The sequence below is a fragment of the Micromonospora sp. WMMD558 genome (assembly GCF_049315255.1).
Lineage (GTDB): Bacteria > Actinomycetota > Actinomycetes > Mycobacteriales > Micromonosporaceae > Micromonospora.
The window spans coordinates 4,035,302-4,054,354 of sequence record NZ_CP186061.1; the positions used below are offsets into that span (position 1 = coordinate 4,035,302).

Annotated in this window: 18 protein-coding genes; 11 read left to right on the forward strand and 7 right to left on the reverse strand. The window is 71.2% G+C overall.

What is annotated here, in order from left to right; genetic code table 11:
- Positions 1–8: 8 nt before the first annotated feature.
- The 6 genes from ACN26Y_RS19270 to ACN26Y_RS19295 form a co-directional block, all read right to left on the reverse strand.
- Complete coding sequence (locus ACN26Y_RS19270) at positions 9–1,052, reverse strand: polyprenyl synthetase family protein (protein WP_422733189.1); 1,044 nt, start codon at positions 1,050–1,052, stop codon at positions 9–11.
- A 7-nt stretch (positions 1,053–1,059) separates the two neighbouring features.
- Positions 1,060–1,476, reverse strand: coding sequence for a hypothetical protein (locus ACN26Y_RS19275; RefSeq protein WP_155331623.1), 417 nt, complete (start codon positions 1,474–1,476; stop codon positions 1,060–1,062).
- A 58-nt stretch (positions 1,477–1,534) separates the two neighbouring features.
- Positions 1,535–2,782, reverse strand: coding sequence for a MalY/PatB family protein (locus tag ACN26Y_RS19280; RefSeq protein ID WP_422733190.1), 1,248 nt, complete (start codon positions 2,780–2,782; stop codon positions 1,535–1,537).
- A gap of 129 nt (positions 2,783–2,911) precedes the next feature.
- Positions 2,912–5,113, reverse strand: a complete 2,202-nt coding sequence (katG, locus tag ACN26Y_RS19285) for a catalase/peroxidase HPI (RefSeq protein WP_155331625.1) — start codon at positions 5,111–5,113, stop codon at positions 2,912–2,914.
- Positions 5,114–5,146: 33 nt separating this feature from the next.
- Positions 5,147–5,581 (reverse strand): Fur family transcriptional regulator, encoded by a 435-nt coding sequence (locus ACN26Y_RS19290; protein ID WP_155331626.1) that lies wholly within the window; start codon positions 5,579–5,581, stop codon positions 5,147–5,149.
- Positions 5,582–5,672: 91 nt separating this feature from the next.
- The gene (locus tag ACN26Y_RS19295) at positions 5,673–6,278 is read right to left on the reverse strand and encodes a TetR family transcriptional regulator (RefSeq protein WP_422733191.1); all 606 of its coding nucleotides are present in this window, start codon (positions 6,276–6,278) and stop codon (positions 5,673–5,675) included.
- A 133-nt stretch (positions 6,279–6,411) separates the two neighbouring features.
- On the opposite strand from ACN26Y_RS19295, the gene ACN26Y_RS19300 reads away from it, so the two are divergent.
- From ACN26Y_RS19300 to ACN26Y_RS19330, 7 genes are read left to right on the forward strand one after another with little or no spacing between them, the layout of a single operon-like run.
- Positions 6,412–7,194 (forward strand): SDR family oxidoreductase, encoded by a 783-nt coding sequence (locus tag ACN26Y_RS19300; protein WP_422733192.1) that lies wholly within the window; start codon positions 6,412–6,414, stop codon positions 7,192–7,194.
- A complete protein-coding gene (locus ACN26Y_RS19305) occupies positions 7,194–7,973 on the forward strand; it encodes an SDR family NAD(P)-dependent oxidoreductase (protein WP_422733193.1) in 780 nt (259 codons plus the stop codon). Before ACN26Y_RS19300 ends, ACN26Y_RS19305 begins: the two co-directional genes overlap by 1 nt.
- Complete coding sequence (locus ACN26Y_RS19310) at positions 7,973–8,956, forward strand: NADPH:quinone oxidoreductase family protein (protein WP_422733194.1); 984 nt, start codon at positions 7,973–7,975, stop codon at positions 8,954–8,956. The genes ACN26Y_RS19305 and ACN26Y_RS19310 overlap by 1 nt, the downstream gene beginning before the upstream one ends.
- A 44-nt stretch (positions 8,957–9,000) precedes the next feature.
- The gene (gene fabG, locus ACN26Y_RS19315; RefSeq protein ID WP_155331631.1) at positions 9,001–9,756 is read left to right on the forward strand and encodes a 3-oxoacyl-ACP reductase FabG; all 756 of its coding nucleotides are present in this window, start codon (positions 9,001–9,003) and stop codon (positions 9,754–9,756) included.
- Between the two features lie 16 nt (positions 9,757–9,772).
- A complete protein-coding gene (locus ACN26Y_RS19320) occupies positions 9,773–10,225 on the forward strand; it encodes a MaoC family dehydratase (RefSeq protein WP_155331632.1) in 453 nt (150 codons plus the stop codon).
- Entirely contained in the window at positions 10,222–11,250 is a 1,029-nt protein-coding gene (locus ACN26Y_RS19325) for a phosphotransferase family protein (RefSeq protein ID WP_422733195.1), read from the forward strand. The genes ACN26Y_RS19320 and ACN26Y_RS19325 overlap by 4 nt, the downstream gene beginning before the upstream one ends.
- On the forward strand, positions 11,250–12,485 hold the full coding sequence (locus tag ACN26Y_RS19330; RefSeq protein WP_155331634.1) for an acyl-CoA dehydrogenase family protein: 1,236 nt from the start codon (positions 11,250–11,252) through the stop codon (positions 12,483–12,485). Before ACN26Y_RS19325 ends, ACN26Y_RS19330 begins: the two co-directional genes overlap by 1 nt.
- A gap of 49 nt (positions 12,486–12,534) precedes the next feature.
- Here the strand turns inward: ACN26Y_RS19330 and ACN26Y_RS19335 are convergent, their stop codons facing one another.
- The gene (locus ACN26Y_RS19335) at positions 12,535–13,464 is read right to left on the reverse strand and encodes a DUF817 domain-containing protein (protein ID WP_422733196.1); all 930 of its coding nucleotides are present in this window, start codon (positions 13,462–13,464) and stop codon (positions 12,535–12,537) included.
- A 348-nt stretch (positions 13,465–13,812) separates the two neighbouring features.
- Between ACN26Y_RS19335 and ACN26Y_RS19340 the strand changes: the two genes are divergently transcribed.
- From ACN26Y_RS19340 to ACN26Y_RS19355, 4 genes are all read left to right on the forward strand, one after another.
- On the forward strand, positions 13,813–15,477 hold the full coding sequence (locus ACN26Y_RS19340) for a BCCT family transporter (RefSeq protein ID WP_230688646.1): 1,665 nt from the start codon (positions 13,813–13,815) through the stop codon (positions 15,475–15,477).
- A 78-nt stretch (positions 15,478–15,555) separates the two neighbouring features.
- The gene (locus tag ACN26Y_RS19345; RefSeq protein WP_155331636.1) at positions 15,556–17,088 is read left to right on the forward strand and encodes an amino acid permease; all 1,533 of its coding nucleotides are present in this window, start codon (positions 15,556–15,558) and stop codon (positions 17,086–17,088) included.
- A gap of 100 nt (positions 17,089–17,188) precedes the next feature.
- Complete coding sequence (locus ACN26Y_RS19350; protein WP_422733197.1) at positions 17,189–17,923, forward strand: DUF899 domain-containing protein; 735 nt, start codon at positions 17,189–17,191, stop codon at positions 17,921–17,923.
- 153 nt (positions 17,924–18,076) lie between these two features.
- Positions 18,077–18,973 (forward strand): bile acid:sodium symporter family protein, encoded by an 897-nt coding sequence (locus ACN26Y_RS19355; RefSeq protein WP_422733198.1) that lies wholly within the window; start codon positions 18,077–18,079, stop codon positions 18,971–18,973.
- Positions 18,974–19,053 lie beyond the last annotated feature (80 nt).

Genomic DNA, 19,053 nt, shown 5'->3' on the forward strand with positions numbered 1-19,053 from the left:
CCGGTCGTCTACCGGCTGCGCTCCACGACGTACTCGGTCAGGTCGAGCAGGAACCGTCCGTCCTCGGTCTCGGCCGCCGCGCCCAGCGCCCGTTGGCCTTCACGCCGTGCGGCCGCGGCCAGCTCCCGCGCGCTGCGGCGCGCGGACTCGACACAGTCGTACGCGAGGAGTCGCCCGTGCAGCCAGCGCACCTCCGCCGCCGTGCGTTGCGTCCGGGTCCGGCTCAGGAACCCGACCAGCCGTTCGCGTTCGTCGCCGGTGCACCTCCGCATGAAGTCGATGAGGATCAGGGTGCGCTTGCCCTCCCAGAGGTCACCCGCGATCTCCTTGCCGTACCGGGCGTAGTCGCCGGTCAGGTTGAGCGCGTCGTCCTGGATCTGGAACGCCGCGCCCAGGTACCAGCCGTAGCGGTCCAGGATGTCGACCGCGTCGTGCCGCCCGGTGGCGGCGAGGACTCCGGTCCGGCACGGATAGATGCACGTGTACCAGGAGGTCTTCTTCAGGCACATCCGGTAGTAGTCGTCGGCGTCCAGGTCGCAGACGTTGTCGCGGATCCAGCCGATCTCGATCGCCTGCCCCTCCAACGAGTGGCGCAGCATCAGCTCGGTCTCCTCGAACAGCCGCCACGCGATGCCCGAGCCGAGCGCCTCGCGGTTGGCGGCGAGCCGTTGCAGCGCCAGCAGGTTCGTCATGTTGCCGACGTTGAGGGCGACGCCGACCCCGTACTCGGCGTGCAGCGTTGGTGCCCCGCGCCGCCGCTCGCTCTCGTCCTGGATGTCGTCGTGGATGAGGAACGCGTTGTGGAACAGCTCCACGGTCACGGCGGCGTTGAGCCCCACCGGCGTCGCACCGCCGAACGCCCGGCAGGTCGCGAGGCACAGCGCGGCGCGCAGCCCCTTGCCCCACCGCCGTGGGTACTCGGCCACCAGGTCGTAGAGGTAGCGTGGCCCGCCCGAGGGCAGGTCGTTGAGCAGCGCGCCGATCACGAGCGTCCGGTAGCGCTCCAGGATGTGCTCGACGCGCCCACCGGCCAGGCCGGTGGTCGACGCCATCGCCCGCTCACCTGTCCGACGGCGTCGGGTCCTGCCGGGCCGGCGGCGTGAGCCGGTCGGCGAGCCCGTTCGCCATGTCCGGCAGCAGTCGCGCGAGGTTGAGTACGGTGTCCAGCGCGTCGTGCGCGTCGGAGGTGTACCGGCGGATGACCTCGCCACGCTGGTCGTCCGACGTCTTCAGCTGCCCGACCACGGTGTCGATCAGCGCGTGCCCGTCCGTGCGCACCCGCCCTACCAGTTCGTCGAACGCCTCCGGGTCCACCCTGCGGTTGGCGCTGAGCCGCTCCTCGAGCCGCCGCGCGCTGGCCATGCCCGCCGCGAGTTCCTCCTCGAGCACCGAGGCCGCGTGGGTCACGGTCTCGGAGGTCTGCTCGGCCACCTTCTCGAAACGCTCGTCCGTGCGCTCACGCTCGCTGTTCTCCATACCGGAAGTGTTCGTGGCGCGGCAGGCGGTGGGGTAGAGGTGTGTCGAGATGGTGACTTCAGCCGGCCGACGCGTGGTGCGTCTCGACCGCCCGGCCCATCCGGGTCACGGCGTCGGTGAGGATCGCGGGCGAGGTGGCGAAGTTGAGGCGTACGAAGCCGGCCCCGCCGGTGCCGAAGACGTGCCCGGAACTGAGGACGACCCGGGCCCGGTCGAGGAACATCTTCGCGGGCCCGGCGATGTCGCTGGCGACGCCCGGTTCGCCGGTCGGCCGCCCGGAGTCGATGCCCAGCGCCGTGCAGTCCAGCCAGGCGAGGTAGGTGCCCTCGGGGCGGTGGTACCGGATGGCCGGCGCGTGCTGCGCCAGCAGCGTCTCCAGCGCCGTGCGGTTGGCGTCCAGGCCGTCGAGGACGAGGTCGAGCCACGGTCCGCCGGCGCGGAACGCGGCGGTGTGCGCGATGACGCCCAGGTGGCTGGGCCCGTGGCTGACCTCCTCCGGCATCCGGCTCAGGTCGGCGGCTGCCCGTGGCCCGGCGACGGCGAGCGCCGCCTTGAGGCCGGCGAGGTTCCACGCCTTCGAGGCGGAGATCAGGGCGAACGCGTTCTCGGCGCCGGCCACCGTGAGGTACGGGGTGAAGCGCGCCCCGGACAGCACCAGCGGAGCGTGGATCTCGTCGGAGATCACCCGTACGCCGTGCCGGCCGGCCGCCTCGGCGACGGCCTCGAGTTCGTCGCGGCGGTGGACGACGCCGGTCGGGTTGTGCGGGTTGCATATCAGGAACGCCGGCCGGCGGCCGTACGTCCGCGCGCGGCGGAAGGCCTCGTCGAGAGCGGCGACGTCCATGCGCAGGTCCGGCCCCAGCGGCGCTTCGATCACCCGCCGGTCGGCGTGGCTGACGAACGCGTAGAAGGGCGGGTAGACGGGGGAGCACACCACCACCGCGTCGCCGGGGTCGGTCACGAGCCGGAGCACCTCGACGATGCCCGTCATCACGTCGGCCACCACGGTCGTGCGGTCGACGCGGAAGTCGTGCCACTCCCACCGGCCGGCGGCGAAGTCGCCGAGCGCCTCGGCGTACGCCGTGCCGTGCGCGTACCCGGTGTCGCCGAGGTCGATCGCGTGGCGGAGCGCGTCGGCCACGGCGGGGGCGAGGGGTACGTCCATCTCCGCCACCCAGAGGGGGAGCACGTCGGGCGGGTGCATGCGCCACTTCACACTGGTGCGCCGCCGGAGGTCGGCCAGCGTCAGCCGGGTGAGCGGATTCTGCGCCACCGAGTCGCCGGCGGACGGATCAGGGCCTGGCATGCCGCCACCCTAGGCGGTACGTCGACGGCACCCGCCGGTCGGGCCCGGCGAGGGCCGGAGCCGGCGAGGAGTGATCCGGGCACGAGGAGGCCCCGGCCACATCGGTGACCGGGGCCCGCCGCTTCGGGATCAGGCGAGGTCGTACCGGTCCAGGTTCATGACCTTGACCCACGCCGTGACGAAGTCCTGGACGAACCTCCCCTGCGCGTCGTGACCGCCGTAGACCTCGGCGATGGCTCGGAGCTGGGAGTTCGCACCGAAGACCAGGTCGACGGCGGTGGCCGTCCACTTGACCTTCCCGGTGGCGCGGTCCCGGCCCTCGAACACGTTCTGCGCGGAGGTGGACGCCTTCCACTCCGTGGTGTTGTCGAGCAGGTTGACGAAGAAGTCGTTCGTCAACGTCTCCGGCCGGTCGGTGAAGACGCCGTGCGGCGTCTGCCCCACGTTGGCGTTCAGGGCCCGCATGCCGCCGATGAGGACCGTCATCTCGGGGGCGGTCAGGTTCAGCAGGTTGGCCCGGTCCAGCAGCAGGGTCTCCGGCGGCAGCTTGCCACCCGCCCGGACGTAGTTGCGGAACCCGTCCGCCTTCGGCTCGAGCACCCGGAAGGACTCGACGTCGGTCTGCTCCTGCGAGGCGTCCGTACGCCCCGGCGCGAACGGGACCGTGATGTCGTGCCCGGCGTTCCGGGCCGCCTGCTCGACGCCCGCGCACCCGCCGAGGACGATCAGGTCGGCGAGCGAGACCTTCTTCCCGCCGGACTGGGCGCTGGTGAACTCCTGCTGGATCCGCTCCAGCGTCGGCAGCACCGTGGCGAGTTCGGCCGGGTCGTTGACCTCCCAGTTCCGCTGCGGTTCGAGGCGGATCCGGGCCCCGTTGGCCCCGCCGCGCATGTCGGTGCCGCGGAAGCTCGCCGCCGCCGCCCACGCCGTGCGGACCAACTGCGCGACGGACAGCCCCGAGGCGAGGAGCTGGCGCTTGAGGGCGGCCACGTCCTCGTCGGTGACCAGCTCGTGGTCGACCGCCGGGACCGGGTCCTGCCACAGCTGCGGCTCCGGGACCCACGGGCCGAGGTAGCGCGACACCGGTCCCATGTCGCGGTGCAGGAGCTTGTACCAGGCCTTGGCGAAGGCCTCCGCGAACTGGTCCGGGTTCGCCATGAAGCGCCGGGAGATCTGCTCGTACGTCGGGTCCATGCGCAGCGCGAGGTCGGTCGTCGCCATCATCGGGGCGTACCGGACCGAGGGGTCGTGGGCGCCGGGCACGGCGTCCGCGGCGGCCCCGTCCTTCGGTTTCCACTGCTTCGCGCCGGCGGGGCTCTCGCAGAGCTCCCACTCGAAGCCGAACAGGGTCTCGAAGAAGCTGTTGTCCCACGTGATCGGGGTGGGGGTCCACGCGCCTTCGAGGCCGCTGGTGATCGTGTCCTTGCCCTTGCCGGAGCCGAAGGTGTTCCGCCAGCCCAGACCCTGCTCCTCGAGCGGGGCGCCCTCGGGCTCGGGGCCGACGTACTCGTCGGCCCGGGCGGCGCCGTGGGTCTTGCCGAACGTGTGACCGCCGGCGATGAGGGCGACGGTCTCCTCGTCGTTCATCGCCATCCGGCGGAACGTCTCGCGGATGTCCCGGGCGGCGGCGAGGGGATCCGGGGTGCCGTTGGGCCCCTCCGGGTTCACGTAGATCAGGCCCATCTGCACGGCGCCCAGCGGACCGGAGAGCTCCCGGTCGCCGCTGTAGCGCTCGTCGCCGAGCCAGGTGTCCTCCGGTCCCCAGAAGACCTCCTCGGGCTCCCAGACGTCCTCGCGCCCGAAGCCGAATCCGAACGTCCGGAACCCCATCGACTCCAGCGCGCAGTTGCCGGCGAAGACGAGGAGGTCGGCCCAGGAGATGCTCTGCCCGTACTTCTGCTTGACCGGCCAGAGCAGCCGGCGTGCCTTGTCCAGGTTCGCGTTGTCCGGCCAGCTGTTGAGCGGGGCGAAGCGCTGGGCGCCGTCGCCACCGCCGCCGCGGCCGTCCTCGATCCGGTACGTGCCGGCGGAGTGCCAGCTCATCCGGATGAAGAGCGGCCCGTAGTGGCCGTAGTCGGCGGGCCACCAGTCCTGGGACGTCGTCATGACCTCGAAGATGTCCCGCTTCAGCGCCTCGACGTCGAGTTTCTTGAACTCTTCCGGGTAGCTGAAGTCCTCGCCCAGCGGGTTCGCCCGGGGCGAGTGCTGGTGGAGAACCTGAAGGTTCAGCTGATTTGGCCACCAGTCCTGGTTGGTCTGCGGTCGCCGGTCTGGCTTGGGGGTCGGGGAGGGGATTGCCGGGTTCTCGCTCTCGCTGCCGTGCTCAGGCACGTCGGTCCATCTCCTGTCTTGTCTCTTGTCCGGTCAACTGGCTGCCGGTGCCGCGACGCACCCGGGACAGACGCCCCAGTAGGTGACCTCGGCCTCGTCGATCGAGAAGCCCTGGTCGTCGGACGCGGTCAGGCAGGGCGCCCCACCGACGGCACAGTCGACGTCGGTGATGGCACCGCACAAGCGGCACACGAGGTGGTGGTGGTTGTCCCCGACCCGCGACTCGTAGCGGGCCACGGATCCGGCTGGCTGGATGCGCCGTACCAGACCCGCGGCCGTCAGCGCCCGCAGCACGTCGTACACGGCCTGGTGGGACACCTCGGGAAGGTCCCCGCGCACGGCACGGATGATCGAGTCGGTGTCGGCGTGCGGATGCTGGTGCACCGCGTCCAGCACCGCCAGCCGTGGCCGGGTCACGCGGAGCGCGGCGCCGCGTAGCATGCGCTCGAACTCCGCCGTCGTGGCCATGATGCGCAGTATGCTCCACTTTTCTCTTGAATGCATCAAGAAACCGGCGGCGCGTCGGGGTGGCGGGAGGCGGGTGCCTCGGTCCCGGGTCTCAGCGGGCGCCGACGATGCGCAGCGCCATCTCGGCGTACTGCTCGGCGATGTGCTCGGGGCTCCAGCCGCCCTCGTCGCGGTACCACCGGCCGAGGTCGACGCCGAGCGACATCAGCGCGGCGCCCGCCATCCGCGGGTCGGGCGTGTCGAAGACCCCGGCGGCGACGCCCCTCTCGATGAGCTGGCGGATCGCCTGCTCGATGCCGTGCCGGACGGCGCGGATCTCGGCGAGGTGCTCGGGGTTGAGCGCGGTCAGCTCGTAGTTGACGACGCGGGTGCTGATGTGGTCCCGGGCGTGGACGACCACGAAGTCGTGGACCAGCCGCCGTAGCGCGGTGGCCGGGTCGTCGGACGACGCGGCGGCGTCCCGCACCAACCGGAGCACGTGGTCGTGCCCTGATCGTGAGATCAGGTAGAGGAGCTCCTCCTTCGACTTGTGGTGCACGTAGAGCGCGGCCGGGCTCAGCCCTGCCGCGGCGGCGATGTCGCGGGTCGTCGTGCCGTGGAAGCCCTTCTCGGCGAACGCGGAGACGGCCGCCTCGAGCAGTCGCGCACGGGTCGCGTCGGCGCGGGAGAGTTCGGCGGTGTCGGTCAACGCGGCCATCCTTCCTGCCCGAACCTCGCCGGGCATTGATACCACGTCGCCGGGGTCCGGGCTGTTGACGGCGGCTGGGGCGCTGCCGCACACTCCATCAAATGTATCCTAAGCAAGCGCTTAGTAACCTCGGAGCCGTGTCGTGACCACACCTCGCAACGGAGTAGCACCGACGCCCGCAAGGTTCGCTGGACGGACCGCGATCGTCACCGGCGCGAGCCGGGGCATCGGGCTGGCCATCGCCGAGCGGCTGGTCGCCGACGGCGCCAAGGTCGTCCTCACCGCCCGCAAGCGGGAGGCGCTCGACGAGGCGGTCGCCCGGCTGGGCCCCGAGCACGCCCTCGCCGTCGCCGGCCACGCGGACGACACCGACCACCAGGCCGAGGTCGTGGCCCGCGCCGTCGACACCTTCGGCAGCGCCGACCTGCTGGTCAACAACACCGGCATCAACCCGGCGTACGGCCCGATGGTCGAACTGGACCCCGCGGCGGCCCGCAAGGTCTTCGAGGTGAACTGCCTGGCCACCCTGTCGTGGGTGCAGCAGGTCCACCGGGTCTGGATGAAGGGGCACGGCGGCGCCGTCGTCAACGTCTCCTCGGTGGCCGGTGTCCGTCCCGCGCCGGGCATCGGGTTCTACGGCGCCACCAAGGCGATGCTCACCCACCTCACCCAACAGCTCGCCGTGGAGCTCGCCCCGGACGTCCGGGTGAACGCCGTCGCCCCGGCCGTCGTCAAGACGAGGTTCGCCACCGCCCTCTACGAGGGGCGGGAGGAACAGGTGGCGGCCGCGTACCCGCTGAAGCGGCTCGGTGTCGCCGAGGACGTCGCCGGCGCCGTCGCGTTCCTGCTGTCGGAGGACGCCGCCTGGATCACCGGCCAGCTGCTGGTCCTCGACGGTGGCCTCACCCTGACCGGAGGTGTCTGATGCCGGTACGGGACCAGGGCGTCGTCGTCACCGGCGCCGGCCACGGCATCGGCCGGGCCCTGGCCGTCCGACTCGCGGCCGAGGGAGCGCGGGTCGTGGTGAACGACCTCGACGCCGACGCGGCCGTCCAGGTGGCCGACGAGATCGGCGGTCACGCCGCTCCGGGCGACGCCGCCGGCGAGCAGGGCGTCGCCGCGCTGGTCGAGGCGGCACGCGACCACCTCGGCGGCATCGACATGTGGTTCGGGAACGCCGGGATCGAGCGGGGCCGGGGGCTCGGGGCCGGCGAGGAGGAGTGGGCCGCCAGCCACGAGGTGAACGTGATGGCGCACGTGCGGGCCGCGCGGCTGCTGATGCCCAGCTGGGTGTCGCGTGGTTCGGGCCGGTTCGTCGTGACCGCGTCCGCGGCCGGGCTGCTCACGGCGATCGGGAATCCGGCGTACTCGGTCAGCAAGCACGCCTGCGTGGCGTTCGCCGAGTGGCTGTCGGCCACGTACCGGCACCGGGGGATCGTGGTGCAGGCCATCTGCCCGCAGGGCGTGCGCACCCGGATGTTCGAGAACGCCGGGCCGCTGCAGGAGATGCTCAGCCACGACGGGGCGCTCTCCCCGGAGGACGTGGCCGAGGCGACGTGGCGGGCCCTCCACGACGACCGGTTCCTCGTCCTGCCGCATCCCCGGGTGGCCGACTACTACGTGCACCGCGCCACCGACACCGACCGGTGGCTCAACGGCATGAACCGGATCCAGCGACAGTTCGAGGACCAGGGGGTGCTGTGATGAAGGCATGGCGGGTGGCCGCGCTCGGCGAGCCCCGGGACGTGCTGCGGCTCGACGACGTGGCCGACCCGGAGCCGGGTCCCGGCCAGCTCGTGGTGAAGGTGCGGGCCTGTCCGGCGAACTTCCCGGACGTCCTCATGTGCCGCGGCGAGTACCAGGTCAAGCCGCAGCTCCCGTTCACCCCCGGCGTCGAGCTGTGCGGCGAGGTCGTCGCCCTCGGCGAGGGGGTGGACGGATTCACCGTCGGCGACCGGGTGCTCGGCGGCGCGGCGCTGCCGTCCGGCGGGTTCGCGGAACTCGCGGTGCTGGAGGCGGCGACGACGTTTCCCGCGCCCGCCGCGCTCGACGACGCCGAGGCGGCTTCGCTCTACATCGGGTACCAGACCGGCTGGTTCGGCCTGCACCGCCGGGCCGGCCTGCGCGCGGGCGAGACGCTGCTGGTCCACGCGGCGGCCGGCGGAGTCGGCAGCGCCGCCGTCCAGCTCGGCAGGGCGGCCGGTGCCCGGGTGATCGGCGTCGTGGGCGGTCCGGAGAAGGCGGCGGTCGCCCGCGCGCTCGGCGCCGACGTGGTCGTGGACCGTCACGACGAGGACTTCGTCGAGGTGGTCAGGGCCGAGACCGGTGGCCGGGGCGCCGACGTCGTGTACGACCCGGTCGGTGGCGAGACCTACCAGCGGTCGACCAAGTGCGTCGCGTTCGAGGGGCGGATCCTCGTGGTCGGCTTCGCCGGTGGCCGGATCCAGTCCGCCGCGCTCAACCACGCCCTGGTGAAGAACTACTCCATCGTCGGCCTGCACTGGGGCCTCTACCACCGCTACGACCCGGCGGCGGTCGGCGAATGCCATCGGGCCCTCACCGCGCTGGCCGACCAGGGCGCCGTACGGCCACTGGTCAGCGAGCGCCTCCCGCTCGCCGGCGCGGCCGAGTGGATCCAGCGGCTCGCCGACGGCGTCACGGTCGGCCGGGTGGTGTACGTCTCGTGACCGTCCTTCCCTGCCACATCCCCCACCCAGTGAGGAGTTGACCCATGACCATCACCCGTACCGCCGTCGTCACCGGAGCGGCCCGTGGCATCGGTGCCGGCGTCGCGAAGCGGCTCGCGCGGGACGGCTTCGCCGTCGCCGTGGTGGACCTGGACGAAGCGGCGTGCAAGCCGGTCGTCGAGCAGATCGAGGCCGGCGGCGGCCGGGCCCTGGCCGTCGGCGCCGACGTCGCCGACGAGCAGGCCGTGGGGGCGGCCGTGGACCGGATCGCCGAGGAGTTGGGGGAGCCCGCCGTCCTGGTCAACAACGCCGGCATCACCCGGGACAATCTGCTGTTCAAGATGACCGCCGACGACTGGGACGCGGTCATGAACGTGCACCTGCGTGGCTCGTTCCTCGTCACCCGCGCCGTCCAGGGCTACCTGACCAGGGCCGGCTGGGGGCGGATCGTCAACCTGTCCAGCACGTCCGCGCTGGGCAACCGCGGGCAGGCCAACTACGCGGCCGCCAAGGCCGGGCTGCAGGGCTTCACCAAGACCCTCGCCCTGGAACTCGGGAAGTTCGGTGTCACCGTCAACGCGATCGCCCCCGGCTTCATCGAGACGGAGATGACCGCCGCGACCGCGGCGCGGCTCGGCGTGCCGTTCGACGACTTCAAGAAGGGCGCCGCGGCGCAGATCCCGGTCGCCCGCACCGGCACGCCCGAGGACATCGCGCACGCCGTGTCGTTCCTCGTCAGCGAGGGCGCGGGTTTCGTCTCCGGTCAGGTGCTGTACGTCGCCGGCGGGCCGAAGGCCTGAGCGGGAGGGAGTGACGATGAAGGTCTTCCAGGGCATCGAGGAACTCGAGCGGGCCGTCGGCACGCACCTCGGCTACTCCGCCTGGCACACCGTCAGCCAGCAGCAGATCGACGCCTTCGCCGAGGCGACCGGTGACCGCCAGTGGATCCACGTCGACCCCGTCAAGGCGGCCCGCAGCCCGTTCGGCGGCACCATCGCCCACGGCTACCTCACCCTGTCGCTGGTGCCGATGCTGGTCTGGCAGGTGTACAAGGTCGAGGGGGTGAGCATGGGGGTCAACTACGGCGCCAACAAGCTCCGCTTCCCCGCTCCGGTCCCCGTCGACTCGTCGGTGCGTGCCGGCGTAGAACTGCTGTCGCTGGTGCCCGGCGGCGGCGGTTACCAGCTGACCGCGAAGGTGACGGTCGAGCTGGCCGGCGCCGACAAGCCCGCCTGCGTGGTCGAGACCGTCAGCATCCTGGTCCCGTGACCCGTACCCCACCACAGGAACCACCGGGCCTGGACCTGGCCCGGCTCGCGGACTGGTTCGCCGCGTCGGTGCCCGGGGCGGGCGGCGGCCTGACCGCGCGGCTGATCGCCGGTGGGAAGTCCAACCTCACCTACGAGGTCGGGGACGGACGGACGACCTGGATCGTCCGGCGGCCGCCACTGGGTCACGTGCTGTCCACGGCGCACGACATGGCCCGCGAGTACCGGGTCATGTCGGCGCTGCGGGCCACCGACGTGCCGGTGCCGGCGACCTACGGGCTCTGCTCGGACGTCGACGTGCTGGGTGCGCCGTTCTACGTGATGGAACGGGTCGCCGGTACGGCGTACCGGCACGCTGCCGAACTGGAACGGCTCGGCGCGGAACGCACCCGGGTGGTCTCGACCCGCCTCGTCGACACCCTCGCCGCCCTGCACGCGGTCGACCCGGCGGCCGTGGGGCTGGCCGACTTCGGCCGGCCGGAGGGCTTCCTCGCCCGGCAGGTGAGCCGCTGGAGGAGACAGCTCGACGCGTCGTACTGCCGCGACCTGCCGGCCGCCGACGAGCTGCACGCCCGCCTGACGTCCGCCGTGCCGAGCGCGTCGGCGCCGGGCATCGTCCACGGCGACTACCGCCTCGACAACGTCCTCACCGACGATCACGACCGGATCGATGCGGTCATCGACTGGGAGATGGCCACCCTCGGCGACCCGCTGACCGACCTGGCCCTGCTGGTGCTCTACCAGCGGGTCGGCCGACTCGTCGGCGAGGCGATGGCCGACGCCTCCTCCGCGCCCGGCTTCCTCACCGAGGACGAGATACTCGACCGGTACGCCATCCGCAGCACCGACCCCCTCCCACCACTCGGCTTCCACCTCGGCCTGGCGGCCTTCAAGCTCGCCGCGATCTGCGAGGGCATCCACTACCGCCACCTGCGCGGGCAGACCGTCGGCACCGGCTTCGAGCGCCTCGGCGAGGTCACCGAGGTACTGCTCGACGCCGGCCTGACCTACCTGAAGGAGCACTGATGGACTTCAACCTGGACCCCAGGACCGAAGGGCTGCGCGACAACCTCCTGGACTTCATGGCCAGCCACATCCGCCCCGCCGAGCCGATCTTCCGCGAACAGCTCGGGCAGCTCGACGACCGGTGGGCCTGGGATTCGGCGCCGGTACTCGCGGAGCTGCGCGCCGCCGCGAGGGAGCGCGGGCTGTGGAACCTCTTCCTGCCGGGCGAGCACGGGGCCGGGCTGACCAATCTGCAGTACGCCCCGCTGGCGGAGATCACCGGGCGTAGCCCGCTCGGGCCCGCCGCCCTCAACTGCGCCGCACCGGACACCGGCAACATGGAGGTGCTGGCGATGTTCGGCACCGAGCAGCAGCGCAAGCAGTGGCTGGAGCCCCTGCTGAACGGTGAGATCCGGTCGTCGTTCGCGATGACCGAGCCGGACGTGGCGTCCTCGGACGCCACGAACATCTCCACCCGCATCGAGCGGGACGGCGACCAGTACGTGATCAACGGACGCAAGTGGTGGATCACCGGCGCGATGAACCCCAACGCCCGGATCTTCATCGTGATGGGCAAGACCGACCCGAGCGGCGAGCGGCACCGTCAGCAGTCCATGGTGCTGGTCCCGCGGGACACGCCCGGCCTGGAGATCAAGCGGGGCATGGCGGTGCTGGGGTACGACGACCACGACCACGGCGGGCACGCCGAGCTGGAGTTCCACGACGTCCGGGTGCCGGTGGAGAACCTGATCGGTGCCGAGGGCGACGGGTTCGCGATCGCCCAGGCCCGGCTCGGCCCCGGCCGCATCCACCACTGCATGCGCTCCATCGGCCTCGCCGAGCAGGCCGTCGAGCTGATGTGTGCCCGCGCCGAGCAGCGGACCGCGTTCGGCCGGCCCCTGGCCGAGCAGGGGGTGATCCGGGAGTGGATCGCCGAGTCCCGGGTGCGGATCGAGCAGCTGCGCCTGCTCGTGCTCAAGACGGCCTGGCTGATGGACACCGTCGGCAACAAGGGTGCCCACACCGAGATCCAGGCCATCAAGATCGCCACTCCGGGGACGGTCCAGTGGATTCTCGACAAGGCCATCCAGGTGCACGGTGCCGCCGGCCTCTCGCAGGATTTCCCGCTGGCGGCCGCGTACGCCGGCATTCGCACGCTGCGCTTCGCCGACGGACCCGACGAGGTGCACAGGAACGCCCTGGCGCGCCACGAACTGCGCCGCCAGGCGGCGGCGAGGCGGAACGGCCACACCTGACCGGTGACCGTCCGCCGGCCGGTCGGCGGCGGTACGCCCGCCGACCGGCTCAGCCTGTCGGTAGGACGGGGGCGGGCTGAGCCGCGTCGGCGTCCGCCGCTGCCGGTTGCCCGTCGTCGGGCGGCTGCGGCGGTGCGATCCAGGTGACCAGCACCACCGAGATGATCATGAGGAGGAACCACGACGCGAGCTTCGCCGCCGAAACCGGCTGCCAACCGCCCACCTGGCTCGGGTAGAGCCACGCGTTCGACCAGGTGGCGATGTTCTCCGCGAGCCAGATGAAGAAGGCGACGAGGAGGAAGGCCAGCAGCAGCGGCATGCGCCAGCGGAACCGGAAGATGCGGAACTGCATGACACACCGCCCGAACACCAGCGCGACGGCGGCGATGAGCAGCCATCGGATGTCGTGGAGGTAGTGGTTGGTGAAGAAGTTGGCATAGATGGCCGCCGCCACGACAGCTGTCACCCAGCGCCTCGGGTAGCGCACGAAACGCAGGTCGAACAGCCGGTTGACCCGGACCATGTAGGAGCCGACGGCGGCGTACATGAAGCCGCTGAACAGCGGCACCCCACCGAGCCGCAGCACGCCGTCCGGCTCGTAGGTCCACGAGCCGACGTGGGTCTTGAACAGTTCCATCACCGTGCCGACGACGTGGAACAGAACCACCACCCGCAGTTCGCGCAGGGTCTCCAGGCGTCCGGCCACCATGGCGACCTGGATGGCGACCGCGGCGAGAGTGAGGACGTCGTTGCGGGCCAGTGCCGCGTCGTCCGGGTACCACAGGTGCGCCGCGAGGATGACCGCCAGCATCGCCGCACCGAACACGCACGCCCAGGCCTGCTTCAGCCCGAAGACGGCGAACTCGGTCAGCCAGCCGGCCGGCCCGTTCCGGGGCAGCCGCGCCAGGATCGCGCGGAAGCGGGCATCGATGGCACGTTCGGCCCTGGTCAGGCTGGCCGGTCCGGACGGGGTAGACATCGCCCCCGACGCTATCGTCCCGGCAGCTCAGGCGGCCCCGCCGGGGTGCGGTCGTGCCGACGCGTCACCCCACGGCGCCCGGCGGTGACTCAGAAACACAGGACGGCCCGCCCCCCGACCACGGACAGTCGCAGTTTCGCTGTTGTGCGGCGCCACGCGTAACCGCGTTCCGCGGAGGGGCAGCAGTGTGAACCGTCACCGCGCGCGGCCGGGCTGACCGATTCGTGCTGGTTGCGCACCAGCCCTGTCACGCAACTGTCATGGAATAGCAGGTCCAGCTCAAAGATCGACACCGAGAGTGGTGGCCGCCTTGTCACCGAACATCAAGGAGGTCCACAGACCATGGCGGTGCCTGCCACACGTGCGGCGAGTGAGAACGACATCCCGCCGGGCGACGCGGCCCAGCCGGAGAGCGGCCAGCGGGACGTCGACCGGACGGTGCTCGGCATCGCCGCTGCGGTGACCGTGCTCTTCGTCCTGTGGGGCATCGTCGCAACCGACAACCTGGCGTCGGTGACGAGCGCGGCGCTCGACTGGGTGGTCAGGGCGTTCGGCTGGGTCTTCGTGCTGGCCAGCGCCGCCTTCGTGGTGCTGTCGGTCTGGCTGGCGCTGAGCCGGTACGGCCGCGTCAAGCTCGGCCGGGACGACGAGAAGCCCGAGTTCTCCACCGTCTCCTGGGTGGCGATGATGTTCAGCGCGGGCATGGGCATCGGACTCATGTTCTGGGGCGCCGCCGAACCACTGTCTCACCTGGGTACGCCGCCGCGGGGTCTCACCGAACCGAACTCCCAGCAGGCCGCCCGCGTGGCCATGGAGTACTCGTTCTTCCACTGGGCGCTGCACCCGTGGGCGATCTACTCCGTGGTCGGCCTGTCGCTCGCCTACTTCACGTTCCGCAAGGGTCGCCGGGGCCTGATCAGCAGCACCTTCGTCCCGCTCATCGGCGAGCGCGCCGAGCGGGGCGCGGGCAAGGCCATCGACATCTTCGCGATCTTCGCGACGCTGGTCGGGTCCGCGGTCTCCCTCGGCCTCGGGGCCCTTCAGATCAACAGCGGCCTGACGAACCTCTGGAACGTGCCGAAGTCCACTCCGCTGGCGATCGGCATCATCGCGGTCCTCACCGTGGCGTTCGTCGTCTCCGCCGTCACCGGCGTTAAGCGCGGCATCCAGTTCCTGTCGAACACCAACATGGTGCTCGCGGTGGCGTTGCTGTTCTTCCTGCTCGTGGTGGGCCCGACGGTCTTCGTCCTCAACACGCTCACCGCGTCGACCGGAGGCTACCTGTACGACCTCATCCCGATGAGCTTCCGCACCGGAGCATTCGGCGGCGAGGAGTGGATGGCGGGCTGGACGATCTTCTACTGGGCCTGGTGGATCTCCTGGACCCCGTTCGTCGGCGCCTTCATCGCCCGCATCTCCCGGGGCCGCACCATCCGCCAGTTCGTGCTCGGTGTGGTGGCCATCCCGAGCCTGGTCAGCTTCGTCTGGTTCTCGGTGTTCGGCGGGACCGCCATCGACCTGCAGCTCGGCGGCACCGACCTGTCAGCCGCGGTGGCGGAGAGCCCGGAGGCCGCGCTCTTCGCGGTCCTGCGCGAGTTCCCGCTCTTCACCGTCACCGCCATCCTGGTGATGGTGCTGGTGGCGCTCTTCTTCGTCAGCGGCGCCGACGCCGCGTCGGTCGTGATGGGCACCCTCTCGTCCCGCGGCACCATCGAGCCGAAGAGTTGGTTGGTCGCCCTGTGGGGCGTCCTCACCGGGCTGGTGGCCGCGGTGCTGCTGCTCGCCGGCGGGCTGTCCGCCCTGCAGTCGCTGACCATCCTCGCCGCACTGCCGTTCCTGTTCGTGATGGTCGGCATGGTCGCCGGGCTGCTGCGCGAACTGCGCCGCGAACCGGCCGCCGCGACGATGGCCCCGGAGATCCGCGCCTTGGCCGCCGCAATCGTGCCGCCGGCGACCACAGAACCCACCAACGGTTCGCAGCCGGGTCACCGCATCCCCGGGGTCGAGGTCTAGTTAGTTTCCAGTTTCCCGGGTCAGTCGTTAGCCGGTGGGCAGTCGTCAGTCGCTCTGGAACGGTGAGGTGGTCGGGTCGTGAGCCTCTTGCGCAGGAAATCGGTCGAGCAGTCGATCCGGGACACCGAGCAGCCGGAGCACCAGCTCCGCAAGGAGCTGTCGGCACTGGACCTCACCGTCTTCGGCGTCGGCGTGATCATCGGTACGGGCATCTTCGTGCTCACCGGCGTGGCCGCCAACCGGTCCGCCGGACCGGCGGTGGCGCTGTCGTTCGTCCTGGCCGGTGTCGCCTGCGCGCTGGCGGCGCTGTGCTACGCGGAGTTCGCGTCCACGGTCCCGGTCGCGGGCAGCGCCTACACCTACTCGTACGCGGCGCTCGGCGAACTGGTCGCGTGGATCATCGGCTGGGACCTCATCCTCGAGTTCGTGCTGGCCGGAGCCGTGGTGGCGGTGGGCTGGTCGCAGTACCTCGCGGTGCTCCTGGAGACGCTCGGGGTGACGCTGCCCGCCGCCGTCACCGGCGGCGAGGGCGGCGTGTTCAACCTGCCCGCCACGCTCATCGTGCTGCTCCTCACCGCGGTCCTGGTCGCCGGCATCAAGATCTCGTCCCGGGTGAACGCCGTGGTGGTCGCCATCAAGGTGGCGGTGGTGCTCTTCGTGATCGCCGCCGGGCTGTTCTTCCTGAAGGGCGACAACTACGTGCCGTTCGTCCCGCCGGCCCAGCCGGCGGCGGGCGGAACCGGCGCCGAGGCAACCCTGCTGGAGGCCATCTTCGGGCAGGCGCCGGCCAACTTCGGCGTCAGCGGCATCTTCGCCGCGGCGGCACTCGTGTTCTTCGCGTTCATCGGCTTCGACATCGTGGCCACCGCGGCGGAGGAGACCCGGGTGCCGCAGCGTGACCTGCCCCGCGGAATCCTCGGTTCGCTGGCGATCTGCACCGCGCTCTACGTCGCCGTCTCGCTGGTGGTGGTGGGCATGCAGAACTACGCCGAGCTGGACACGGCGGCACCGCTGGCCGCGGCGTTCCAGGCGGTCGGCCAGCCCTTCTTCGCCAACCTGATCACCTTGGGCGCTCTCGCCGGACTGACCACCGTGGTCATGATCCTTATGCTGGGTCAGAGCCGGGTCGCGTTCGCCATGAGCCGGGACGGGTTGCTGCCGCGCTGGTTGAGCCGGGTGCATCCGCGCTACGGCACCCCGCACCGCATCACCGTCATCGTGGGCCTCCTGGTGGCCGTGCTCGCCGGGTTCGTCCCGCTGGAGGAACTCGCCGAGCTGGTCAACATCGGCACCCTGTTCGCGTTCGTTCTCGTCGCCGCGGCGGTCATCCTGCTGCGCCGTACCCGCCCGGACCTGCCGCGCGGCTTCCGCGTGCCCTGGGGGCCGGTGATACCGGTCCTCGCGATCGTCGCCTGCGTCGTGCTGATGCTGTTCCTCACCGTGGAGACCTGGCTGCGCTTCGTCGCCTGGATGGTCCTGGGACTGTTCGTCTACTTCCTGTACAGCCGCCGCAACAGCCGGCTCGCCCGCGGTGCGCAGGACGGCCCGCCGATGCCCGGCCGGCCGGACCTCGACACGGGGTTCGGCTCCGCGTCACCCCCGCCGCGGTAGGCCGGCCGCGGCCATCGACACCGCACGACCGCGCATTCCCGGACCTTCACCGACCGTGCTGTGATGGTGACTCTCCCTGGATCGGAAGGGTGTGCCGCACATGGATGATCTGAAGGTCGTGTCGCAGGAGGAGTGGCTGGCCGTCCGCACGGAGCTGCTCGACCGGGAGAAGCACCTCACCCGGCTGCGGGACGAGGTGACCGCGCTGCGTCGCCGGATGCCGGCCGTCGTCGTCGAGAAGGACTACCGGTTCGCGGGACCGGACGGGCCGGTACGGCTCCGCGACATGTTCGAGGGACGACGGCAGCTCGTCGTCTACCACTTCATGTTCGACCCGAGCTGGAGCGAGGGGTGCACGAGCTGCTCGTTCCTGGTCGACAACCTGGGCCACCTCGCGCACCTGCACGCCGGTGACACCACGTTCGTCGCCGTCTCCCGCGCGCCGCTGTCGTCCATCGCTCCGTTCAAGGACCGCATGGGCTGGACCTTCCCCTGGTACTCGTCCCACGGCAGCGACTTCAACTACGACTTCCACGTCACCCTCGACGAGGCGGTGGCGCCGGTGGCGTACAACTACAAGGACCGCGCGACCCTGGAGCGGGAGGGGCTGGCGCACCACCTGCACGGCGAGGCGCACGGGCTGAGCGTCTTCGTCGCCGACGCGGACGACCGGGTCCTGCACACCTACTCGACGTACGGCCGCGGTCTCGACGCGGTGCTCACCACCTACCACTACCTGGACCTGACGCCGCTGGGCCGGCAGCGGTACGTCAACGAGTTCCCCCACCACGACCGGTACGAGGGGGTCACCGCGAACGCCGGGCACTGCCACTGACGGCACGCCGGCCCCGGCCCGGCCAACCGGCCGGGCCGGGGCCGCCGGCCCGGGCGGGCGTCGCGGAGTGCGCACATCACGAGATGACGGTCGCGCCGCCCCGGTGTGACGATCCGGGGGTCGTTCGCCTACCGCGATCAGGAGGCCACCGCCATGAGTACCGGCTTGTCGATCGTGCTGTTCCCCGTCGCCCTGGGCATCGTCATGCTCGGTCTCGGGCTCACCCTCACCGTGGACGACTTCCGTCGCGTCGTGACCTACCCCCGGGCCGTCCTCGTCTCCCTGGTCTGCCAGATGCTGGTCCTGCCGGTCATCTGCCTGGGCCTGGTGGTCGCCGCCGGCCTGCGCGCGGAGCTGGCGGTCGGGATGATGCTGCTCGCCGCCTCGCCCGGCGGCAGCACGGCCAGCCTCTACAGTCACCTGTTCAAGGGCAACGTCGCGCTCAACGTCACCCTGACCGCCGTCAACTCGGTGCTCGCGCTGTTCACCCTGCCCCTGATCGTCAACCTGTCCGTGGCCGCGTTCATCGGCTCGGACAGCTCGATCGGCCTCCAGTTCGACAAGGTCTTCCAGGTGTTCGCGCTGGTCCTCATCCCGATCTCGATCGGGATGGCCGTCCGCCGGCACCGTCCCGACTTCGCCGCGCGCATGCAGCGCCCCGTGAAGATTCTCTCCATCGTGGTCCTCGTCGTGGTGCTCACCGGCGCGGTGATCGGCATCAAGGACGAGCTCGCCGCCGCCGTCGGCGCCGTCGGCCTCGTCGCCCTGCTGTTCAACCTGGTCAGCCTGGCCATCGGGTACGCGGCGCCGCGCCTGTCCGGCGTCGGGCACCGGGAAGCCGTCGCGTCCTCGTTCGAGATCGGCATCCACAACGCGACCCTGGCCATCACGATCGCGCTGAGCCCGGCCCTGCTCGGCAACAACGACATCGCCATGCCGCCGGCCATCTACGGCACCGTGATGTTCTTCACCGCCGCCGTCTTCGGATTCGTCGCCGCCCGCCGTCCCCACGCCGACGCCACCCACCGGCAACGAACCACGGCGGCGTGACCGCAGCCGGCAACCGGTCCCGCCGCCTCGCGGTGGAGCCGGCCGGCACGGTACGTCCCGGCGGCGCCCACCCAGGGCAG

Bases quoted from the DNA above. Each gene is read 5' to 3' on its own strand.
- ACN26Y_RS19270 (WP_422733189.1), bottom strand. From the start codon at position 1,052: ATGGCGTCGACCACCGGCCTGGCCGGTGGGCGCGTCGAGCACATCCTG.
- ACN26Y_RS19275 (WP_155331623.1), bottom strand. From the start codon at position 1,476: ATGGAGAACAGCGAGCGTGAGCGCACGGACGAGCGTTTCGAGAAGGTG.
- ACN26Y_RS19280 (WP_422733190.1), bottom strand. From the start codon at position 2,782: ATGCCAGGCCCTGATCCGTCCGCCGGCGACTCGGTGGCGCAGAATCCG.
- ACN26Y_RS19290 (WP_155331626.1), bottom strand. From the start codon at position 5,581: ATGGCCACGACGGCGGAGTTCGAGCGCATGCTACGCGGCGCCGCGCTC.
- ACN26Y_RS19295 (WP_422733191.1), bottom strand. From the start codon at position 6,278: ATGGCCGCGTTGACCGACACCGCCGAACTCTCCCGCGCCGACGCGACC.
- ACN26Y_RS19305 (WP_422733193.1), top strand. From the start codon at position 7,194: ATGCCGGTACGGGACCAGGGCGTCGTCGTCACCGGCGCCGGCCACGGC.
- ACN26Y_RS19310 (WP_422733194.1), top strand. From the start codon at position 7,973: ATGAAGGCATGGCGGGTGGCCGCGCTCGGCGAGCCCCGGGACGTGCTG.
- fabG (WP_155331631.1), top strand. From the start codon at position 9,001: ATGACCATCACCCGTACCGCCGTCGTCACCGGAGCGGCCCGTGGCATC.
- ACN26Y_RS19320 (WP_155331632.1), top strand. From the start codon at position 9,773: ATGAAGGTCTTCCAGGGCATCGAGGAACTCGAGCGGGCCGTCGGCACG.
- ACN26Y_RS19330 (WP_155331634.1), top strand. From the start codon at position 11,250: ATGGACTTCAACCTGGACCCCAGGACCGAAGGGCTGCGCGACAACCTC.
- ACN26Y_RS19335 (WP_422733196.1), bottom strand. From the start codon at position 13,464: ATGTCTACCCCGTCCGGACCGGCCAGCCTGACCAGGGCCGAACGTGCC.
- ACN26Y_RS19350 (WP_422733197.1), top strand. From the start codon at position 17,189: ATGGATGATCTGAAGGTCGTGTCGCAGGAGGAGTGGCTGGCCGTCCGC.
- ACN26Y_RS19355 (WP_422733198.1), top strand. From the start codon at position 18,077: ATGAGTACCGGCTTGTCGATCGTGCTGTTCCCCGTCGCCCTGGGCATC.